This is a genomic window from Hydrogenophaga crassostreae, from assembly GCF_001761385.1.
Classification (GTDB): Bacteria; Pseudomonadota; Gammaproteobacteria; order Burkholderiales; family Burkholderiaceae_C; genus Hydrogenophaga; species Hydrogenophaga crassostreae.
In genome coordinates this window covers 3,369,519-3,390,274 of record NZ_CP017476.1, presented here as the reverse complement: position 1 = coordinate 3,390,274, position 20,756 = coordinate 3,369,519, and the positions used below count along the sequence as shown (strand labels likewise).

Genomic DNA, 20,756 nt, shown 5'->3' with positions numbered 1-20,756 from the left:
CCAGCAGCAAGCCGTGGGTGCAAGTTGCACCAGCGTGCGTGAATGCCATCGGTGTGGCCGAAGGGCCGATCAGCGCCAGCGCCGGCAGCGCCGTTGTTTGCCCCGCCCGGAACACCTGCCCTTGGGTGCGAAAGACCAGCATGCCGTCCAGACTGGCGGGAAAGTGGGAGCGTTCAACGCTGGCGGGCAAGCGGGCTGCGACGGCCCCGCGCGTCCAGCTCAAGAGGTCTGCGGGCGCCGGGAAGAAGGTGGGCAGGGAGGCCGTCGGGATGGGCATGTTCCCGCCCGGTGAGGTGTCAGGAAACGACCACAGCCTCACCAGCGCCGCGCTCGCCGATGGCGCCGATCTCGTAAACCGTTTCGCCCAGCTCGCGCAGGGTGGCGGCGCAGGCCGCGGCTTCTTCGGCGGCCATCACCACCACCATGCCGATGCCGTTGTTGAAGGTGCGGTTCATCTCGATGTCATCAATGCCGGCGGTCTTTTGCAGCCAGGCGAACAGCTCGGTCTGGGGCCAGCTGCCTTGCTTCAGGTGGGCGGCGGTGCCGTCGGGCAGGACGCGGGGGATGTTCTCCAGCAGGCCGCCGCCGGTGATGTGGGCCAGGGCCTTCACGGGGTGTTTCGCCAGGGTGGCCAGCACGTTTTTCACGTACAGGCGGGTAGGCTTCATGATGGCTTGCTTGAACGGCATGCCGTCCAGCGTGGCAGGCAGATCGGCGCCAGCGCGTTCGATGCACTTGCGCACCAGCGAGAAGCCGTTGGAATGCACGCCGTGCGAAGCCAGGCCCAGCACCACGTCGCCGGGTTTCACGCTCTGGCCGGTCAGGATTTTGGACTTTTCGACCGCGCCGACGCAGAAGCCGGCCAGATCGTATTCGCCGGCTGGGTACATGCCGGGCATTTCGGCGGTTTCGCCGCCGATCAGGGCACAGCCAGACAGCTCGCAACCGGTGGCGATACCACCGACCACGGCCGCTGCCGTGTCCACATCGAGCTTGCCGCAGGCAAAGTAGTCGAGGAAAAACAGGGGTTCTGCGCCTTGCACCAGCACGTCGTTCACGCTCATGCCCACCAGGTCGATGCCCACGGTGTCGTGCATGTTCCATTCAAAAGCCAGTTTGAGCTTGGTCCCGACGCCGTCGGTGCCACTCACGAGAACTGGCTCCTTGTAGCGCTTGGGTACTTCAAACAGGGCGCCAAAACCACCGATACCGGCCATCACGCCTTCGCGCATGGTCTTTTTGGCCAGGGGTTTGATGCGTTCCACCAGTGCATCGCCGGCCACGATGTCGACGCCAGCGTCTTTGTAGGAGAGGGGGGTGGAGGTGTTGGAGGTCATGAAAGGGCTGGCCGCAGGCGGTGGAGAAAAGGGCGTTGGCAGCCCAGGGAGGGTGCCGACTAGAATTTGACCTTGATTTTAAGGGTTTGCCCCTGCGCTGCTTCCGTGGCGACGTCCAGCGAACCCGATTCACCTGAAATCCCCGAATGAACCTCACCCCGAATCAATTGCGTGCTGCCTCCTGGGGCGCGATCGCGCTGGTCAGCTGGTTGCTGCTGTCGCTGCTGGCGCCGGTGTTGATGCCGTTCTTGCTGGCGGCGGTGTTGGCCTACGCGTTGCATCCGCTGGTTGAGCGGCTGCATGCATGGCGTTGCCCGCGCTGGCTGGGTGCAGGCGTGGCCATATTCATGCTGCTGCTGGTATTGGCGGCCGTGGTGTTGCTGATCGTGCCTGTGATCACCAAGCAGGTGCCTTTGCTGAAAGAGCAGCTGCCACTCTTGCTGGAACGGCTCAACGACACGCTGATTCCGCTGGCGGCGCGGTTTGGCGTGGACGTCCAGGTCGATGTGGGGCAGTTCCGTGTCTGGCTGCGTGAGCTGGTTGCGGGCCATGAAAGTGATTTGCTGGGTGGCTTGATGTCGTCGCTTCGGATCGGCGGTAGCGCCTTGGCCGCGGTGTTTGGCAACCTGGTGCTCACCCCCATCGTGGCCTATTACCTGCTGCTGGACTGGTCCAACATGGTCGAACGCGTCAAGGGCCTGATTCCGCCCCGGTGGCGCGCCAAGGTGCAGAGTTTTCTGGACGAAACCGATGAGGTGCTGGGCCAGTACCTGCGCGGGCAGTTGCTGGTGATGGCGGTACTGGCGGTGTTCTACACCGTGGGCCTGGCTTTGGTGGGACTCAAGCTGGCGCTTCCTATTGGCGTGTTCACAGGTTTGGCGGTGTTTGTGCCTTACCTGGGATTTGGCCTGGGACTGGTGATGGGCCTGCTTGCGGCGGTGTTGCAGTTCCAGGCCTTGCTTGGCGTGGCGCTGGTGGGCGCGGTGTACATCATCGGTCAGACCATTGAGAGCATGTATGTGACGCCGCGATTGCTCGGCGAGCGCATCGGACTGCATCCCATTGCGGTGATTTTTGCCTTGATGGCCTTTGGCCAGCTGTTTGGGTTTGTCGGCGTGTTGATTGCCTTGCCCGCCAGCGCGGTGCTGCTGGTGGCGATTCGCCGCGCAAAGGCCAGTTACCTCGCCAGTGAGCTCTATCTGGAAAGCCCTGGCATTTCAGCCCAGAAGAAGGACGAAGCGGCATGAGTTCAGGCGCTGTTCAGCCTCCGATGCAGCAAATGGCGCTGGACATCGGATTGGCGCCCCTGCCATCCCTTGCGAATTTCGTGGCCGCCGGCAACGAAGCCGCGCTGGAACACGTGAAGCTGTGGACCGGAAACGACAGGCGCTCTCCCGTGCCTACCCTGCTGTGGGGCGAAAGCGGTGCCGGCAAGAGCCATTTGCTGCGCGCCGTGCGCGAAGCGCTGCGCGACCATGGCCACCGCGTGGGCTGGCTCGACGCCGCGGTGTTGCACCCCGGCGAGTTCGACGACCGCTGGGAGGTGGTCTTGCTCGACGATTGCCAGCTCTACACCGCCGAGCAACAGGCTGTTGCCTTCAACTGGTTCGTCAACGCCCAGAGTCCGGCCCATGGCTCTGCGCGGTGGGTTCTGGCTGCTGCCGACCGGCCACCGGCCGATTTGAAGCTGCGCGAAGACCTGCGCACCCGGCTGGGCTGGGGCCACATTTTTCAGTTGCATGCGTTGGGTGAGAGCGAAAGGCGCTCTGTCTTGCGCAGGGCGGCCGATGAACGCGGCGTGTTTCTGAGCGATGACGTGATGGACTACATGCTCAACCGCTTCTCGCGCGATCTCTCCAGCCTGATGATGCTGCTCGATCAGCTCGACGGTTACGCCTTGCGAACCCAGCGCGCTATCACCATTCCGCTCATCAAATCGATGCTGGAAAACCAGTGATACGCACCTTCTCTTTCTGAAAGTCTTCTTTTGAAATTAGCGCTGTTCGATCTCGATCACACCCTGCTCCCGCTGGATTCCGATTACAGCTGGGGCCAGTTCACCGTTGAATTGGGTTGGCGCGATGCCGAAGGCCATACCCGCGCGAACGACGCCTTCTACGAGCAATACAAAGCCGGCACGCTTGATATTGCCGAATACATCCGTTTTGCCACTGGCGCCATCCGCGAGCAGGGCCTCGCCAAAGCCAATGCCGCCCACGCGCGCTTCATGAACGAAGTGATCCGCCCGGCCATCAAGCCTGCGGCGTTGGCGCTGGTGAAACAGCACCAGGCTGCGGGCGACGAGGTGGTCATCATCACCGCGACCAACGAATTCGTGACCCGCCCGATCGCCCAGGTCTTTGGTGTCAAGGAGCTGATGGCGGTCGATCTGGCGCGTGATGCCCGAGGCGAGCCCACCGGCGAAATTGCGGGCACGCCCTCGTTTCGCGAGGGCAAAGTGGCGCGTGTGGAACAATGGCTGGTTGCCCGCGGCCTTTCCTGGGCCGATGTGACACACAGCAGCTTCTACAGTGACTCGATCAACGACCTGCCTCTGCTGGAAAAAGTGCAAGAGCCCGTGGCGACCAACCCGGACGACCGGCTCAAGGCCATTGCCGCAGAGCGTGGCTGGCGCATTCTCAACTTATTCGAATGATCAAAAAATTCATCGACAAGCTGCTGGGCAAGACCAGCGCCCCCAAGCCTGCCAAGGTTTCAAAATTCGGCAAACGCGAAGACGTGCCGGTGGAAGTGCACGGTATTGACCGCAAACTGGTCGACGAGCGCGCGCTCGACGTGGTGCACACGCTCAAAAAGGCTGGCTATGAGGCCTACGTGGTCGGCGGGGCAGTGCGGGACCTGCTGCTGGGCTTGAGGCCCAAGGATTTCGACGTGGCCACCAACGCCACGCCCGAGCAGGTCAAGAGCCTCTTTCGACGGGCCTTCATCATTGGACGGCGCTTTCGCATCGTACATGTGATCTACGGCCGCGGCCGGGAACACGAAGTGATCGAAGTCTCCACTATGCGGGCCTACCTCGACAGCGCCGACGCCGAACAGGTCAAAGGCAACGAGCGCACCAGCAAGGGTGAGCTCTCGGGAATGAAACACGCGGTGGATGCCAGCGGGCGCGTATTGCGCGACAACGTCTGGGGCCCCATCGAGCAAGACGCGGCCCGCCGCGACTTTTCGATCAACGCCATGTACTACGACCCCGAGTCGCAAATCGTGGTCGATTTCCACCACGGCATCCGCGACTCGAAGAAGAAAACCCTGCGCATGATCGGCGATGCGGCCACGCGCTACCGCGAAGACCCGGTGCGCATCATTCGCGCCGTGCGTTTCGCGGCCAAGCTCAACGCCCTGGGTTTCAAAATCGACGCCAAGACGCTGGAGCCACTGGTTGCTTCGCGCAACCTGCTGGCCGATGTGCCGCAAAGCCGCTTGTTCGACGAAATGCTCAAGCTCTTGCAAACCGGCCATTCGCTGGCCAGCATCGAACAACTCAAGGCCACGGGCCTGGCCACCGGCATCTACCCCTTGCTCGACGTGGTGGTGGAGCGGGCGAACGACCCGTTCGTCAAGATGGCGTTGCAAGACACCGATCGACGTGTGGGCGAAGGCAAGCCCGTGGCGCCCAGTTTCCTGCTGGCCTGCGTGTTATGGGCCGATGTGCACAAAGGCTGGAACAAGCGCCTGCAGCCGCGCGGCAACCAGCGCCCGCCACCACCTTTCGCTGCCTTGCAAGACGCGGTGGACGAGGCCTTCGACAACCGCATTGGCGATGTATCAGGCCGGGGCAAGCTGGGCACCGACATGCGCGAAATCTGGATGATGCAGCCGCGTTTCGAAAAACGGGTGGGCACGTCGCCTTTCAGCCTTGTCGACCAGGGACGTTTCCGCGCCGGTTTTGATTTCATGCGCCTGCGCGCCCAGGTGGGCGAAATCGAGGAAGAACTGGCCCACTGGTGGGAAACCTTCCAGCACGCCAGTGATGACGTGCGCGAAGACATGGTCGATGCGCAGCGCAAGGAAAACCAGGGCAAACCTGGCTCGCCCAAACCACGCCGGGTGAAGCGAACCGACGTGGACCACCCGGCGAACACCGGCGAAGCGCCGCAAGCCGATCCCCGTTTCCGCTCGGACGATGTGGACGACGAAGCCAGCAACCTTTCCGGTGATGACGTGCGGGAGTCCTCCGGCGAAGGTGGCGAGGCCACAGCGGCACCGAAAAAACGCCGCCGTCGCCGTCGCAAGCCGTCGGGTGGTGGTGAAGGCGGTGCTGCCCCCGCTGCCGGTGGCGGCAGCGACTGAGGCGCCGAAGCCTTAACGCATATGGTGGCGCCGCGCCAGCCCGTCACCGCCTACGTGGCCCTGGGAGCGAACCTGGGCGATGCTGCCCAGACTTTGCGAGATGCCCTGACCGCCTTGAACCAGCTGCCGGGCACCCGGTTGGTCAAAGCCTCCAGCCTGTACCGAACGGCCCCGGTCGATTCCAGCGGCCCGGACTATGTCAACGCAGTGGCCGAAGTGGTCACACAGTTCACCGCCCCGGGTCTGCTGTTGGCTCTGCAGCAGATCGAACAGGCGGCCGGGCGCGAACGCCCCTATCTGAATGCCCCGCGCACGCTCGATCTGGACCTGCTGCTGTTTGGTGCTGCCCGCATCGATTCACCGCATCTGACTGTTCCGCATCCGCGCATGTGGGAACGGGCGTTTGTGCTGGTGCCGCTGGCGGAGGTTGAACCGGGTGTGGTGCCATCCGTTGCACTGGCCGGTGTGCAAGATCAGTTGATTCAGCGCCATTTACTCGGCGAGTGAATCGACAACGATGCGATAGGCAGACCGCAGCCTGCATTCGCGGCAAGTCGCAGACGGCGGATTGTCAGGTTTGCCGGACCCGTGGTGGCCGGGCAGTCATCCCGGTTCGATCGTGATGTCCGGGCGTTGCCTGCACGTTCAGACCTGGAGGCGTCCTTCAGCTCCGGTCGGGCGGCGCCACCGCAGCACGGCACCGGTCCTGGTTTCGTCAGAGAGGTGCATCATGCAAACTCTTGCGATATCGTCACCCTGGCAGCCCAGGCCGCAGCTCACTGGGTGCGGCGGCAATTCGTAGCCGCCTATCGCCACACAGTACATTGACATCGGACCCTCTTTGAAACTCGCCACCGTTTTTTTGGCCTTGGCCATGACGATGTCCTCGTTAGCCTTCGCGGGTCAAATGGGGGCTACCGGAAAGCCGCGAGTTGTTGTGTCCACAGATATTGGTGGAAGTGATCCTGATGACTTTCAATCCATGGTTCACTATCTGGTCTATGCCGACGCTTTCCAGACGGAAGGCTTGATCAGCTCGCCACCGGGCAAAGGCCGTGCCATCGACATTTATTCGTGCATTGCGGCGTATGAGGTGGACTTTCCAAACCTCCGCGCATGGTCGGATGACTATCCCGAGCCTGAATCGTTGCGCGAGGTGGTCAGGCAAGGGGCGGTCGTCGCTCAATCAGGGGATACGCCTTCCGCGGACATCAGTGATGGCGCAAGGCTGATCATCGAAAGGTCGCTGGTCGAGGACCCGCGACCTCTTTATGTGCTGGTGTGGGGTGCCATCACCGATGTGGCTCAGGCGGTGCACAGCCGCCCGGGCATCAAGGGCAAGCTGCGCATCTATTCGATTGGTTCATGGAACACCCAGCAAGACCGAAAGGCACGGAACTATTTGTTCAACAGCCACCCCGATCTATGGTGGATCGAGAACGACACCAGCTTTCGGGGCATGTACCTCGGTGGCATTCAAAGTGGCGAGTTTGGGCCTCTCGATTTTCCTGCGAAACACGTGAAGGGTCATGGGCAGCTCGGCGATTTCTTCATGGGCAAACAAGCCGATATCAAGATGGGTGACACACCCAGCGTCTTGTACCTGTTGCACGGGGATGCCGAGCATCCCGAGACCGAGCACTGGGGTGGATCTTTCTTTCGGCCCTTTCCGGACAAGCGCCCAACCTACTGGCATGACCGTCGTGAACCGCCGGTGGTGGGCCATGGCTGGAACGGCGCGAAAACAGTCAGCAAATGGCGGAGAGACTTTTTGTCCGACTGGCAAGTCCGCATGAACCGACTGAACGCCAAGCCGGTCAGGGCCGAGCGTTCGAATGAAACTCAGGAATCGGATCAACCGGTCAAATGAAAGCGGTGTGGGGCCTTGAACCCTTCGTCGTGGCTCACCTGCGATCGCCAGTGCCGGCAGTTTCAGGGCGCAGGCCGCTCCTGCAGCCATCCAGGCCCATACCCTCGCCAGCACAGCCTCGACCGGCATGCAGCCTTGGTCTTGCGCCGCTGCCAGAGCGCTCAGGTGTTGGATTTCAGATGGTGGCCATCCCGGTGTGGCGAGCAGGGCAGCCTGAGCACGAACGGGGCGCCGTATTGAGCGGCGTTGGCCACCAGAACGCTGCGGCCATTGCCCGCCTTTGCTAGGCTGGCCCCATGCGAGGCCTGGTTTTTCAAGCACTTTTGAGTACCAGGAAATTCATCCTGACCATGAATTTTTTAAATCGAACTGTAAACGATTTCAAAATCTCCTGGAAGATCATCGGCCAAATTGACTGTCGTTCTGCATCGGTCAAACTGAAAATCCCCTTGATTTTCATTGTCACCATTGCACTCAATCAAGGCCTGTTTCAGAACACCCTTTGGCACGTTATTGAAACGAATAAAAAATTTCTTTCTGCCATTCATGTTGATGGAATTCGGTAATGCTGCGGTCACTTCGGCGGAGATATCATTTGCTACCAGATTTCCATCGGACTTGATTGGAAATGGCGCCATATATGGGCCTTTCCAACTGCCGTCGAGCGGTCGGTTGCAGAAGTTGTTTGCTGCGATCGATGCCGTAGCCTTATCAAACAACACGGCGGGCTTGCTCGCAAAGCATCCGGTGTCATTATGTAGTTGGATGTTTGCATCGCCAATCTGCTTGCCAATGGAGAGCATGGCATCTGCTTTGGATTGGGGGTCTCCAAGCGACCTTGTGACAAAGAATGCGGTTGCCGAAATAATACACAAAGCAACGGCAATTTTTGTGGATGTGGATCCGGTTTGAAATGCTCTTTGGATTTGCATTGGATGAAGCTTTCAAGAAAAATCGGAGTCGTTATGATTGGCGGCGAAAACTTCATTTGTTAGTGAAATTCGGCGTCTGGCTGGTAACCTTTATAGGGGTCAATCCAATTCCATCAAGGCCTGGCTTTTCCTGGTTGTGACTTTTTGATCTCACATGGCGAGTTTCAATCCAGTTCACCATTGCGTTGGGTCAGCGTTCTGAACGGAGATGCGATATCCACCCCCAGAATCCGTGAGAACCTTGGGCGTCATGCTGCACCGCCCCAGGGCGTTTCAAGGCGCCAGCCGTTCCCTCAACCACGCAGCGTCACCGTTTGTTGGTGGCAGGGAGTAGCGCAGGCGGTCATGCAGACGGCTCTTGCGGCCTTGCCAGAACTCCCAGGTGTCGGGCTTCAAGCGGTAGCCGCCCCAGTGGGGTGGGCGCGGTGGCTTGAGCAGGAACTGGGCGCCGTATTTCGCGGCATTGGCCACCAGAACGCCACGGCCATTGATCACCTGGCTTTGTGGGCTGGCCCATGCGCCGATGCGGCTGTCCAGGGGGCGGCTGTGGAAGTACCTGTCGCTTTCTTCGTCGCTGACCTTTTCCACCAGGCCCTGGATGCGCACCACGCGCTCGAGTTCGACCCAATGAAACTGCAGGGCCGCAAAAGGGTTGCCTGCGAGTTCCTGGCCTTTTCGGCTGCCGTAGTTGGTGTACCAGACGATGCCGCGTTCGTCGAAGCCTTTGATCAGCACGATGCGGGTGCTGGGGCGCAGATCAGAGCCCACGGTGGCCAGCGTCATGGCGTTGGGCTCAGGCACTTCGCTCTGGATGGCTTCGTTGAGCCACTGGTCAAATTGTTTCAGTGGATCGGCCTGGGAGGCGGATTCGCTGAGTTCGGCTTTTTCGTAGCTCTTGCGCAGGTCGGCAATGTTCATGGTGAATTCAGTATAGGCAGCAAGGCGCGGGATGCCTTTGCGCAAGATCAATCGGTTGGGGCGCACTGGCGCAACAGCCGGGCGAGTGCATGGTCTTTGATGCCGTGGGTGTCCAGGGCTTCCAGTGTTTGCTGCGCGTAATCGAGCGTGGTGCCGTAGCGGCCGGTTGAATGGGTAAAAATTTGCCGGTATTGCTCGTTGCTGAGTGTGCCGGTGAAGCTGGGACTTTGGCGCGAGAGCGTGAACGCCAGTGCGCGCACCCGGCCTTGGGCGGTATCGCACATGACCCATTTGGGGTCGTATACCGGGTTGGGCATTTCGCGGGCCCACAGGGTGGGCAACATGCCCTCGACCTCGTCGTGGGGCAGGCGCAGCGCCACGCCGTGGCAGCTCCCCCCGGCCATCAAGGCGAATACGAGGCCTGGGCGCTCGTAGGTGCCCCGGTTGACCCTGCTCCACATCTTGAGGCAGCGGTGGTAGCCCGGCACATTCGCCAGCCGCTGTTCGGCGGCCCTGAACTCGGGGCGCCAGACCAGTGAAGCGTAACCAAAAACCCATAAATCGGGGCGTGGTCCCTGGGCACGCCACTGGGCCACCATCTCGGCAAACATGCGCTGGCCATCGCGCTGTGCGGGGTCCCAGGGGTTGCGAGGCTTGGCGGCGGCGGAAAGGCGGGTGTCAGCGGTGGACATCTACAATTACGGGTTGTCTGCCGTGCGGCCGTTCAAGTGGCGCAGGGCAGAGATTTGTTTTCCAATTATTTCTCACGGAGTGTGCCCCCCATGTCTTCTCAAGATAACGACCAAGACACCCGCGTTGTTGCGGTGGTGTTGATTTCTACCATTTTGCTGGCCGTTGGCCTGGCGCTGGGCATGGGTATTCACAAAGCGCGCAGTGGTTCGACCGCAGGGCAGGGCGCCGAGGCCTCCTCCATGTCCACGGTTGAGGCCACTGGTACAGATGCGTCTACCGCCGTGCAAGGCGCCGTGAGCGCATTGACTGGCGCAGCCACTGGCGCAGCCACCGGCGCAACGGCTGACGCCGCTGCGACGGGGCAAGCCGCAGGTGGCGCGGTTGATTCGGCCGCAAGCGGTGAGGCCGCAACTGAGATGCCTGCGCCAGCCGCCTCGGGCGATGAAGCCAGCGTGGTGATGGAAAACGGTGTGGTGAAGTTTTATTTCGCCTCGGCCAAGTCTGACCTTCCCTCCGGCGCACTGGCCGCTTTGGGCGACGCCATTGCCGCTGGCAAAAATGGGAAACGCCTGGTTTTGTCGGGTTTCCATGATTCAACCGGTAGCGCCACCCAGAATGCGGAACTGGCCAGGAAGCGAGCCATCGCTGTGCGCGATGCGCTGTTGGCTGCAGGTGTGGCCGAGTCGGCGATGGAGCTCAAGAAGCCTGAAGTGAGCACTGGTTCGGGCAGCGCTGCTGAAGCGCGACGCGTGGAAGTCACGATTGTGGAGTGACTTCCGCCGAGGTCTGCTTCGCCCATGAAAAAGCCCGGCCTGGCCGGGCTTTTTCATGGGCGAAGGGCAGGCGCCCGCTGGTTCAGGTTTACCGCAGTCCACCACCTTCAGCGTGTTCAGGGCGCTGAATCAGTTCGATCTTGTAGCTGATCTCTGTGTTTGCCTTCATTTTTGATATCCATATAAATCAATAACTTATTGAGTTTATGGAGGCTGAGAGAAGCCTCAGAAGCATCCACAGACGCCACAAAATGGCGGCTGAAACTCAATCAGATCATGCGATGATCCATCTCGTTGACACGATGGAGATGTGGCATGGCAAAACCCAGACTGAAGCCATCGGGGAAGTGGGAAATAGGGCTGAGGCACCCATCGCTTCCGAACGGGCGCAAGTACTTCACCTTCGACACCGAGGCCGAAGCCATTGCTTACGGGCGGCAGTGGAAGCTGATGAAGCATGCGGACATCCCGCCGCCGGCAGAACTGACTGCCCCCACGTCTCCCGGCGATGGCGTGCGCTTGCTGCGCATTCTTGGAGAGTGGTCGGATAGCGGCTTCGCGGCGCCTTCGCAAATTCTCACGCTCAAGACGCTGACGCGCGAGGTGGGTTCGGTGCGGTTCTCGGATGCCAACTACAAATGGTTGACCGGCTATCTCCGTTCCCTGAAGGTGGAGAAGAACCTGTCCCCTTCGTCCATCAAGCACCGCATTCAGGCGCTGAGCCGGGCCATTGACGAGTACCTGCGGCACCACGTGAACGTCAAGATCAGCAACCCCGTGAAGCTGCTGCCCAAGGGCTACTCGACTTATACCGACCTCGATGCCCAGATGGCGAAAGCCAAGGGAGGCAAGGTGAAGGTGAACGTGGCGCGCGACAGGCGCCTGCTGCCAGGGGAGCACGAGAAGATCGTGGCGGTGCTGTCGGGCTATGAGCGGCCGGATCGCTCGCGCGGCCTCGAACTCAAGGGAGGCGATGCGCTGTTGACCTTGTACCTGCTGATCCTGAACACGGGACTGCGGCTCAGAGAGGCGTACACCCTGACCAGGGGCCAGATTGACATGCAGAACAAGGTGATCCATGCCAAGGAGACCAAGCAGTGGCGTGGGAAGATTTCTTATCGAGATGTCCCGATGCGTCCCGAAGTGCATCAGACGCTCTCCTTGTACTTTGCATCGCGTCCACCGTTTGAACCCGACGCACACCTCTTCCCGTTCCTCAACGAGGAGGGGGTCGAGGAAGGGAAAAAGGGCTTGGTGCGTACCAGTCAACGGCTGTCATTCCGTTTCAGGATCGCTTTCGAGTACATGGACATCGTTGGCCTTCATGAACACGACCTGAGACACGAAGCGACGTGCCGATGGCTGGAGCTGAAAGACAAAGACGGGCGCGATCTGTTCCGTCTGGAGGAGCTGAACAAGATCATGGGATGGAAGCCGGGCTCGGTGATGGCCCAGCGCTACGCCAGCTTCAGGGGCGTGGACCTTGCGCAAAGGCTTTGGCCGGCACCGGAAGCGGTGGAGGCGTCTGTCGCCGCGGCTTGACCGGTATGTCCAGGCGCGGGACCGACTTTCGTGCGTTGAGGTCCTGGCGCCGCTCTTCCGCCTCTTTCCGGGCGCGATCGGCAATGTAGGCCAGCAGGTCGGCCTTCACGTAGATCCAGCCGCGGCCGAATTTCATCCCCGGCAGCTCGCCGGTTCGGGTCAGTTCCTCGATTCGTTGCTCGGTGCAGTGCAGGAGCTCGGCGCACTGTTCGGCGTTGATCGTTTCGTCGGTCATGCCGCACCGCCTTGCTGATGGTGCTCGCGGCGCTCGGGCGCATCGAACACCATGAAGCTGCTGCCCACCCACGCGCCATTCTTGACTTTGTGGTGTGCCGCGTTCTCGCTGCAACTGATGACTTCGGCGAAACGCTTGATCGGCGCTTTTCGGCTACGGCCCATACCAAGATTTGGCCGGGTGGGCTCATGCGCTCTTACCATACAGGTCATTCCAATGCCCTGCCAGCATCGGCCGACTTGGTCGACGCCAATGGAGTCTTACCTTTGGCATCTCCTCGCCGGAATCCTCGGTCCCTGGCCATGAACTCCGCCAGCATGTGCGGAATCAGCGCCAGAGCATCCGTCGCCTCGCCATAGGTCTGCGCGTGCAGAGCGGCGTAGCGATCCAGCTCGGCTTTCAGGTCCGACGGACAAGTGAAGGTCAGCTTGACGCTCTCTGTCTTGGGCAGGGGCCCCAGGCGCAGCCTAGTGCTCGTGCTCGTGCTCATCGCGGCGCTCCTCGAACAAAGAACAGTGGCTGGTAGGGCCGCAGCACCAGGTCTCGGTTGACGATGACGCGCATGGGCAAACCCGGTCGCGCGGTCAGTGTTGGTTGGATGTTCAGGTTGCGCCGAGTCACCTCCTGGCCAATCTGGTTCACGCTGTCTTGCAGGCTGTCGCGCCCCGCGATCACGATGCGGTTGCCGTCCTGGCGGTTTTCGGGGGCGGCCAGCTCGGCACCGATGCCCAGCAGCGAGGTCAGTGCGGCCCCTGCGAAGACGCGATCCCAGTGCCAGTCCACGCCATCTTCGAGCCCGGCCCGGCCGGCAGGGTCGGAACCCACCAGGTTGTCCAGTGTCAGTGACGACGTGTCGGGCAGGATCACCCGGTTCCACACCACCTGCACCCGGCTCTGGCCATAGCTCACCTGGCTGTTGTAGCGCCCGAGGATGCGAGATCCCTGCGGGATCAGCAGGTGCTTGCCGGTTGCGGTGTCGTAGACCGGCTCGGTGACCGTGGCGATCACGTCGCCGGGCAGGTCGGACTGGATGCCGGTGACCAAGGCCCCGGCAATCACCGTCCCCGCCATCACCTGATACGGCGATGCGGGCAGTTGCAGTGAGCCGGAATTGCGTGTTTCCGTGGAAGCGGCTTTCTGGAAAGCCTCCTTTTGGTCTTGGCGGTTCTGTGACGCCGTGGCGTCGGCACCGTCGGTCTGCGCTGGCGTGGACGCGGGGCCAGCTGCCATGGGGTCAAAACCCGCCATGCCGCTGGGCACCGAGCTCTGGGTGCCAGCCGCCGCAGCGTTCGGCGCAGCAGTTGCCGCGCGCTGCGAACCATTGCGAAAGAACACCGACGCAGCAGCAGCCTGCTCGGACTCCTTGCGCCGGGCATCGCGCTCTGACGCGGCAGGGTCGTGTCCCGGTGGCGAATAGCTCGGGATCACCGGCTGTTGTGACCTGACGATGGCTGGGCCCAGGTCGCCGGGCAAGGGTGGCCCCAACTCCGGCACCGGTGCCGGGGCGGGTTGCGGCAACTTGGAGTAATCCGCCGGCAACTGCCCCAGGCCTTCGGAGCGCGAGACGCGATCAACATTGAACAGCTCGGCTGGCTCGTTGGACTCCCGGCGAGGCTTGGGCTGCAGCGACCAGACCGTTGCTCCCAGCACGCCCAAGGCTAGCAGGCCCGCGAGCAGCGCGAGACTGCCGCGATTGAGTCGGGTCACCGGGCGTGGCTGGGCGCGCAGCGCCATCGATTCGGGCGACACCTTGGCCGCTGCAGGGCGGCCAGGCGCACCTGACGGTGCGGGGTCGTGCATGGACATGTTCAGTTCCTCCGAGTGGTCGGCGGCCATCCATCCGTGCGCTCGATACGGACCACGTCGCCCTTGTCGGCGCCCAGTCGCAGTTCCGCCGCACCAAACAGGCGGTCGACGATGTAGTAGGGCGAGCGGAAGCGGTAGTTCACCAGCTGCCCGTCGCCCTGCGCGCCGATGACGAACAGCGGCGGCAACTCGCCTTGTGCGATGCCGGCCGGGAACTGGATGTAGACCTTGTCGCCATCGTCGAAGGCCCGCAGGGGCTTCCACGGCGGCGTGCTGCCACTGATCGCGTAGCGAAAGCGCAGGCGCTCCAGCGACAGCCCGGCGTCCACCGGTGCTGCCGCCTGCGCTGCCTGGGCCTGCCGTTGCAAGGCCAACATGCGGTCTTTGGGGTAGTCCCAGGACACCGAGGCCATCCATGCCTTCTCGGTCGAGGTCAGCTCGATCAGGTAGGTGCGCCGATTGGTGGTGACGACCAGATTGGTTTTCAGGCCAGTGCGCACCGGCTTGACCAGCACGTTCGCGCGCAGCGCATTGCCCGATCCGCTGGACGTGTCGCCCACGATCCAGCGCACCGTGTCGCCGGCCGCTACCGTGACCAGCTCTTCGCCCGCCTGCAGCGAAATCACCGTCACGCGCCCCGGCGCTGCGTAGACCTGGTACAGCGCACCGTCAGTGTAGGGCCAGACCTGGATCGCATTGACGTAGCCATCCCGTGTCGGTGCCACCCGGGCCTCTTCGTTCGCCCGCGATACCCGCAGTCGTTCATCCACGGGCTCGGACGCGGGCGGTTTGTCCTGCGCCGCAGGCAGAGGCTTCATCTGCGAGGGCATGGGCAGCACTTGCGGCACTGCGACCACCTCCACCGGCTTGGGCGGCTCGGGCAGGGGCTGCGCCATCACGGGCTCGTCCAGCGGGATCACGGGTGGTGGCGTGCCTTGCGACGCGCAACCCATCAGGGTGGCGGCAACAGCGATCGCACTGAAGAGCATGCGCTGGGTCGGGTTCGGGTTGTTCATGGTTTGCTTCCTTCGTTCGCATCCAGTTCGCGGCTCCAGGACAGGCCGTTGACGTAGATGCCCAGGGGGTTCTTGCGCAGACGCTGCTCGGTGCGCGGCGTCTGAAGCACGGTCGAGACCACGGCCGTCCACCGCTCTGTGCCGGTCGGTGCGCCGTTGACGAAGCGCTGCTCGGTCCAGCGCACGTTGAACGAGGCGTCGCTGGCCCGGACCACGCTGGTGATCTGCACCGTCGCCGACTCCTTGCCTACCCGCACGAAGGGATCGTTGGTGCGGGCGTATTCGTTGAGCACGGCGGCCCCGCGGTCGGTCGTGTAGTCGTAGGCGTCCAGCCAGTTCTGCCGCACCACGATCGGGTCGATAGACAGCGAACGCACCAGCGTCACGAAGCGGGCCAGGTGGTGCGCGATCTGCGCATCGCCGGGGCGGTAGGGTGACGCGGCTTCGCCCACGGTGCGCACCTGGCCTGCCTGATCCACCTCCACCACGTAGGGGGTCACGATAGATTGCGCCGAGCGCCAGACCAGACCGCCGGCCATCAGCAAGGCCAGCGACAGGCAGCCAAAGGCCATCAGGCGCCAGTTGCGGGCCTGCACGCGGGCCGATCCGATGCGCTCGTCCCATGCCTGCGCGGCCGATTGGTAGGGGGTGGCAGGCTGCGGCGTGTCGGCATAGCGCACCTGCGGTCGTTTGAATCGCATGCTGGGTTCTCCTCAGGAATCCGAATCACGAAGGCTGGGCCCGCTGCCCGAGCCGCCCCCATCGCCACCGCGCAGGGTGTGCGCGGCCGTCGTGGCGGCGCGCCCCATCTGCTGGCGCCGGCGCATGCGCTGCGCCCAGGCCGGCTCGGTGGCTGGGGGCGGTTTGGAGGAAGCCGTGGCGGTCGACTCGGCGCCGGCAGCAGCTGGCGCGGCAGCCTCCGCCACGAAGCCCGAGACCTTGTCCTTCACGGCCTTAGCGCCTTCGGCCAGCTTTTGCCCCACCGCGCTGGCGCCTGTGCGGGCCACGTTGGCGACGCCGGCACCGGCGGCGCGCAGCGGACCGCCCGAGGACGCAGCAGCGCCGGCCTCATAGGCGGATTTCGCGCCGGCCGCGAGGCCACTGGCTGAACGGGCCGCCGAAGCGCCACTGCCGATCGCGGCCCGTGCAGCGCCGGGCGCCATGCGTGTGCCGGCGGCCACGGCCGCACCGGCACCCGCCACTGCAGCGCCACCGGCCACCGCCAGACCCGTGGCGCCCAGCGCTGTGCCTGCAGCCGCGCCCGCACCCAGTTGCGGCGCGCCGGACACCAGGCCGCTCGCGATGCCGGGCCCGAAGATGCCCAACCCCAGCAACGAGAGCGAGGCCAGCATCACCACCAACGCGTGGTCGATGGAGGGCTCTGCCGGTGCTGTCTGAAACTGGGCGAACAACCCCGTGCCGATGCCCACGATCACCGCGAGCACCAGCACCTTGATGCCCGATGACACCACGTTGCCCAGTACCTTCTCGGCCAGGAAGGTGGTCTTGTTCCACAAGGCAAAGGGCACCAGCACGAAGCCGGCCAGCGTCGTCAGCTTGAACTCCAGCAGTGTCACGAAGAGCTGCACGGCCAGCACGAAGAAACTCACGATCACCGTGAGCCAGGCCAGGAACAGCACCACGATGGGAGCGATGTTGATGAACACCTCCGGAAAGCCGGACAGGTCGCTGATCTGCTGCAGGATGGGGGCCGCCGCATCGATGCCGGCCTTGGCCAGGTGGCCCGGCTGCAGGAAGGTGGCCAGGCTCATGCCCGAGCCGCTGGCCTGCAGGCCCAGGCCGGCGAACGAGTGGAACACGATGCCCGACAGGCTGTTGAAGTTGCCAATGATGTAGGCGAAGGCACCCACGTAAAGCACCTTGCGGATCAGCTTCGCCATTACGTCCTCGCCCTGGCCAGTGGCATGGCCCATGGCCCAGAACAGGCCGGCCAGGGTCATGTCGATGGCCACCAGCGTGGCGGTGAGGAAGGCGACCTCGCCGTTCAGCAACCCGAAACCCGAGTCGATGTAGGTGGAGAAGGTGTTCAGGAAGCGGTCGATGACGGCGACGTCGTTCATGGCAGGGCTCCCGGTGGTTCAGTGGCCGTAGAAGCTCACACCCTGCGGCGTGTAGCCCGTTCCGCTGCCGATGAAGCGGCGTGTCACCTCGCGGCCGCGCTCGATGGCCGCGGCCTGCCGGGCCAGTTCCAGCGAGGCAGCACGGTCCTGCGTCAGCATCAGCTGCTGAGACTGGATGGACTGCTTGGCCTGCAGGGCCAGCAGCTGGTTGGTGGCCTGCATGGCCTGCAGCGCGCCGGTGGCCGACTGGCTCTGGCTGACCAGGTCGGCCAGCACCCCTTCGTCCTGGCTCAGGTTCTGCGACACCTGAGCCTGCATCTGCATGGCGGTGTGCAGGCCGGTGAGCGTGTTCTTCCAGCGTTGGCGCGCGTCCTGGAACATCTGGTTGCCGCTCACGGTGGCGGCGTACTGCTCGGGATAGAGGCGGGCGAACTCGGCGTCGAGGTTCGATACCTGGTAGGCCAGGCCCTGGGCCTGGGCAATCAGTTGCCGCGTCGTGTCCAGCGTCGACCGCAGGCGGTTGACCACGTTGAACGGCAGGCTCGCCAGGTTGCGCGCCTGGTTGATCAGCATCTGCGCCTCGTTCTGCAGCTGGCGGATCTGGTTGTTGATCTGCTCCAGCGTGCGCGCGGCGGTCATGGTGTTCTGCACCAGGTTGACCGGGTCCAGCACGATGTCGCCTACGCCGAAGAGTGCGTGCGCGGGCTGCGTGACGCCCAGGGTCAGCGCGGCGGCGGTGGCCAGCGCTGTCAGGCGGGTCTTGAGGGCGCGGGTGGGGAACTGAAAGCTCATGGCGTTTCTCCTGAAGGTCGGGCATGCCCGGGTTGGTGGTGGGTGTGTTGGTGAAAGAGTTCGACCGCCCAGTCCAGGCCACGGCGGTGCAGCCAGGCCGGCGCGAAGCTCTCGGGTGGGTTTGAAGCCAGCACCTCGTCGATCAGGCGCTGGTCCTGCGGCGTGGAGGCGCCCGCGAAGGCCAGCGCCACGGGGCCAAGGTCCAGGTCGAACAGGCGGTTGCCCAGCCGCGACTGGTAGTAGTAGTCGCGCTTGGGCACGGCGGTGGCCACGATCTCGATCTGCCGGCGGTTCAGGCCGAAGGCCTCGTAGATCGATCGCACCTGCGGTTCGGTGGCCTGCGGGTTGGGCAGAAAGATGCGGCTCGCGCAGCTCTCCACGATGGCCGGCGCGATGCTCGACCCCTGGATGTCGGCTAGGCTTTGCGTGGCGAACAGCACCGACACGTTCTTCTTGCGCAGCGTCTTGAGCCACTGGCGGATGCGCGCCGCGAACACCGGGTCGTCCAGGAACAGCCAGGACTCGTCCAGCATCAGCAGGGTGGGGGCACCATCGAAGCGCGCCTCGAAGCGTGCGAACAGGTAGCCCAGCACGGCCATCACCGCCGCACGGCTGCCCATCAGCTCTTCCATCTCGATGCACTGCACGTCGGCCGTGCCCAGGCGGTCGTGGTCGGCGTCCAGCAGCTTGCCGTGCGCGCCGCCCAGCACGTAGGGCGCGAGCGCCTGGCGCAGCGCATTGGACTGCAGCAGCACCGACAGCCCGGTGAGCGTGCGCTGCTCGCGCGGCGCGCCGGCTAGGCTGCCCAGTGCCGACCAGATCGCGGCCTTCTCGTCCGGCCCCACGGCCACGCCCTCGTGCACCAACCGGCCTTCGACCCACTCGGCGGCCCAGCTGCGGTAGCCCTCCTGGTCGATGCCTGCCAGCGGCTGGAAGGCGATGTCGCCGTCACTGCCCAGGTCGTAGTGCTCGCCACCGAGGCCCAGCACCGTGGCGCGCATCGAACGGCCCATGTCGAACGCGAAGATGCGCGAACCGGGGTAGCGCCGGAACTGCAGGGCCAGCAAGGCCAGCAGCACCGATTTGCCCATGCCCGTCGGTCCCACCACCAGGGTGTGGCCCACGTCGCCCACGTGGGTCACCAGCCGGAACGGCGTGGAGCCTTCGGTGCGGGTCACGACCAGAGGCGGGCCGTCCAGGTGCCGGTTGCGTTCCGGTCCGGCCCACACGGCTGACACCGGCATCAGGTGCGCCAGGTTCAGCGTCGAGACGATGGGCTGGCGCACGTTAGCGTAGGCGTTGCCCGGGATCGACGACAGCCAGGCCTCCACCGCGTTCAGCGTCTCCGGGATGGTGACGAAGCCGCGTCCCTGGATCACGCGCTCGATCATTCGCAGCTTCTCGTCGGCTGCGCTTGCGTCTGCGTCGAGCACCGTGACCGTGGCGGTCACGTAGCCGAAGGCCACCTGGTCGCTGCCCAGCTCCTGCAGGGCAGCGTCGGCGTCGGCGGCCTTGTTGCCGGCGTCGGTGTCCACCAGCGGCGACTCCTGCTGGAACAGCGTCTCGCGCAACAGGGCCAGCACGTTCTTGCGCTTGGCAAACCACTGTCGACGTAGGCGGCCCAGCTCCTTCTCCGCCTCGGCCTTGTCCATGCACAGGAAGCGCGTGGACCAGCGGTACCCGAAGCCCAGCCGGTTCAGGTCGTCCAGCACACCAGGCCAGGTGGACGTGGGGAACCCGCGCACCGTGGCCACCCGCAGATGCGCGTCACCCAGCATGGGCGCCAGACCGCCGAGCAGGGGAGCATCGGCCAGGAGCGCATCCAGGTGGAAGGGCACTTCGGGCACGGCCACCGGGTAGGTGCGTGGCGACACCGTGGTGCGCAGGTAGCTCAGCGTGTCCGCGTCCTGCAGCCAGGCGATCTCTGGCATCACGCCGTCGAGCAGGTCGAACACGCGATCGGTCTCTGCGATGAAGGCTGCCAGCCGTTCGCGCCAGTCCACACCGTTGCTGGAGCGGTTTTCGTAGAGCAGGCTGGCGGCTCGTGCGCGCGACTCTTCGGGCGGCAGGTACTGCAACGTGAGGTGGTAGCGGCTCTCGAAGTGGCTGGCCGATTCCTCGAAGGCGGCGCGCCGCTCTTCGTCCACCAGCCACGAAAGGGCGTCCGGGAAGTCCGAGCGCGGGTAGTCCGCGGCCGGCCGGCGCTCGGCGTCCACGTACAGCACCCAGCCCGAACCCAGGCGGCGCAGCGCGTTGTTCAGGCGCGAGCTGGTGGCCACCAGCTCGCCCTGCGTTGCGCTGTCCAGGTCCGGCCCCCGAAAGCGCGCGGTGCGCTGGAACGATCCGTCCTTGTTCAGCACCACGCCGGGGGCGACCAATCCCGCCCAGGACAACCAGTCGGCCAGCAGGGCAGGGCGTTGTCGGTACTCGGTGAGGTTGAGCATGGT

The 20,756-nt window shown here is 63.8% G+C and carries 21 protein-coding genes; 8 read left to right on the top strand and 13 right to left on the bottom strand.

Translation table 11 applies throughout. The features are described from left to right. Positions 1-296: 296 nt before the first annotated feature. A complete protein-coding gene (gene purM / locus LPB072_RS15555) occupies positions 297-1,337 on the bottom strand; it encodes a phosphoribosylformylglycinamidine cyclo-ligase (RefSeq protein ID WP_066084053.1) in 1,041 nt (346 codons plus the stop codon). A 146-nt stretch (positions 1,338-1,483) separates the two neighbouring features. On the opposite strand from purM, the gene LPB072_RS15550 reads away from it, so the two are divergent. The 6 genes from LPB072_RS15550 to LPB072_RS15520 all read left to right on the top strand — a co-directional run bounded on the left by LPB072_RS15550 (position 1,484) and on the right by LPB072_RS15520 (position 7,521). Further along, complete coding sequence (locus tag LPB072_RS15550; protein WP_066084054.1) at positions 1,484-2,584, top strand: AI-2E family transporter; 1,101 nt, start codon at positions 1,484-1,486, stop codon at positions 2,582-2,584. Positions 2,585-2,607: 23 nt separating this feature from the next. Next, on the top strand, positions 2,608-3,294 hold the full coding sequence (hda, locus tag LPB072_RS15545; protein ID WP_066084869.1) for a DnaA regulatory inactivator Hda: 687 nt from the start codon (positions 2,608-2,610) through the stop codon (positions 3,292-3,294). Between the two features lie 30 nt (positions 3,295-3,324). Further along, the gene (locus LPB072_RS15540; protein WP_066084057.1) at positions 3,325-3,993 is read left to right on the top strand and encodes a histidinol-phosphatase; all 669 of its coding nucleotides are present in this window, start codon (positions 3,325-3,327) and stop codon (positions 3,991-3,993) included. Further along, complete coding sequence (gene pcnB, locus LPB072_RS15535; RefSeq protein WP_066084058.1) at positions 3,990-5,651, top strand: polynucleotide adenylyltransferase PcnB; 1,662 nt, start codon at positions 3,990-3,992, stop codon at positions 5,649-5,651. The genes LPB072_RS15540 and pcnB overlap by 4 nt, the downstream gene beginning before the upstream one ends. A 21-nt stretch (positions 5,652-5,672) precedes the next feature. Then, a complete protein-coding gene (gene folK, locus LPB072_RS15530) occupies positions 5,673-6,158 on the top strand; it encodes a 2-amino-4-hydroxy-6-hydroxymethyldihydropteridine diphosphokinase (protein WP_066084060.1) in 486 nt (161 codons plus the stop codon). A 334-nt stretch (positions 6,159-6,492) separates the two neighbouring features. Next, positions 6,493-7,521, top strand: coding sequence for a DUF1593 domain-containing protein (locus tag LPB072_RS15520; RefSeq protein WP_157559337.1), 1,029 nt, complete (start codon positions 6,493-6,495; stop codon positions 7,519-7,521). 359 nt (positions 7,522-7,880) lie between these two features. Here the strand turns inward: LPB072_RS15520 and LPB072_RS23520 are convergent, their stop codons facing one another. The 3 genes from LPB072_RS23520 to LPB072_RS15505 form a co-directional block, all read right to left on the bottom strand. Continuing rightward, positions 7,881-8,453 (bottom strand): hypothetical protein, encoded by a 573-nt coding sequence (locus LPB072_RS23520; protein WP_157559336.1) that lies wholly within the window; start codon positions 8,451-8,453, stop codon positions 7,881-7,883. 273 nt (positions 8,454-8,726) lie between these two features. Next, complete coding sequence (gene pdxH / locus LPB072_RS15510; RefSeq protein WP_066084871.1) at positions 8,727-9,371, bottom strand: pyridoxamine 5'-phosphate oxidase; 645 nt, start codon at positions 9,369-9,371, stop codon at positions 8,727-8,729. Positions 9,372-9,418: 47 nt separating this feature from the next. Beyond that, positions 9,419-10,063: a gamma-glutamylcyclotransferase gene (locus tag LPB072_RS15505; protein ID WP_231943267.1), complete on the bottom strand. Its 645-nt coding sequence runs from the start codon at positions 10,061-10,063 to the stop codon at positions 9,419-9,421. A 90-nt stretch (positions 10,064-10,153) separates the two neighbouring features. On the opposite strand from LPB072_RS15505, the gene LPB072_RS15500 reads away from it, so the two are divergent. Continuing rightward, entirely contained in the window at positions 10,154-10,837 is a 684-nt protein-coding gene (locus tag LPB072_RS15500; RefSeq protein WP_066084071.1) for an OmpA family protein, read from the top strand. Between the two features lie 315 nt (positions 10,838-11,152). Then, positions 11,153-12,379 (top strand): tyrosine-type recombinase/integrase, encoded by a 1,227-nt coding sequence (locus tag LPB072_RS15495; RefSeq protein ID WP_082876658.1) that lies wholly within the window; start codon positions 11,153-11,155, stop codon positions 12,377-12,379. Here LPB072_RS15495 and LPB072_RS23220 read toward each other — a convergent pair. The 9 genes from LPB072_RS23220 to trbE are packed head-to-tail and all read right to left on the bottom strand — an operon-like array spanning position 12,306 to position 20,753. Further along, on the bottom strand, positions 12,306-12,614 hold the full coding sequence (locus LPB072_RS23220; protein WP_066084081.1) for a helix-turn-helix domain-containing protein: 309 nt from the start codon (positions 12,612-12,614) through the stop codon (positions 12,306-12,308). The two genes, LPB072_RS15495 and LPB072_RS23220, sit on opposite strands and share 74 nt — an antisense overlap. Further along, the gene (locus LPB072_RS23515; protein ID WP_157559335.1) at positions 12,611-12,778 is read right to left on the bottom strand and encodes a hypothetical protein; all 168 of its coding nucleotides are present in this window, start codon (positions 12,776-12,778) and stop codon (positions 12,611-12,613) included. Before LPB072_RS23515 ends, LPB072_RS23220 begins: the two co-directional genes overlap by 4 nt. Positions 12,779-12,822: 44 nt before the next feature. Further along, positions 12,823-13,104 (bottom strand): DUF2274 domain-containing protein, encoded by a 282-nt coding sequence (locus LPB072_RS15490; RefSeq protein ID WP_066084084.1) that lies wholly within the window; start codon positions 13,102-13,104, stop codon positions 12,823-12,825. After that, positions 13,101-14,420, bottom strand: a complete 1,320-nt coding sequence (locus LPB072_RS15485) for a TrbI/VirB10 family protein (RefSeq protein WP_066084877.1) — start codon at positions 14,418-14,420, stop codon at positions 13,101-13,103. The genes LPB072_RS15490 and LPB072_RS15485 overlap by 4 nt, the downstream gene beginning before the upstream one ends. Before the next feature lie 2 nt (positions 14,421-14,422). Further along, entirely contained in the window at positions 14,423-15,409 is a 987-nt protein-coding gene (gene trbG, locus LPB072_RS15480; protein WP_197509017.1) for a P-type conjugative transfer protein TrbG, read from the bottom strand. A 23-nt stretch (positions 15,410-15,432) separates the two neighbouring features. Further along, positions 15,433-16,137, bottom strand: a complete 705-nt coding sequence (gene trbF / locus LPB072_RS15475) for a conjugal transfer protein TrbF (protein ID WP_066084091.1) — start codon at positions 16,135-16,137, stop codon at positions 15,433-15,435. Positions 16,138-16,149: 12 nt separating this feature from the next. Further along, a complete protein-coding gene (gene trbL / locus LPB072_RS15470) occupies positions 16,150-17,517 on the bottom strand; it encodes a P-type conjugative transfer protein TrbL (RefSeq protein WP_066084098.1) in 1,368 nt (455 codons plus the stop codon). An 18-nt stretch (positions 17,518-17,535) separates the two neighbouring features. Then, positions 17,536-18,309: a P-type conjugative transfer protein TrbJ gene (gene trbJ, locus LPB072_RS15465; protein ID WP_066084101.1), complete on the bottom strand. Its 774-nt coding sequence runs from the start codon at positions 18,307-18,309 to the stop codon at positions 17,536-17,538. Next, a complete protein-coding gene (trbE, locus tag LPB072_RS15460; RefSeq protein ID WP_066084103.1) occupies positions 18,306-20,753 on the bottom strand; it encodes a conjugal transfer protein TrbE in 2,448 nt (815 codons plus the stop codon). Before trbE ends, trbJ begins: the two co-directional genes overlap by 4 nt. Between the last annotated feature and the right edge of the window lie 3 nt (positions 20,754-20,756).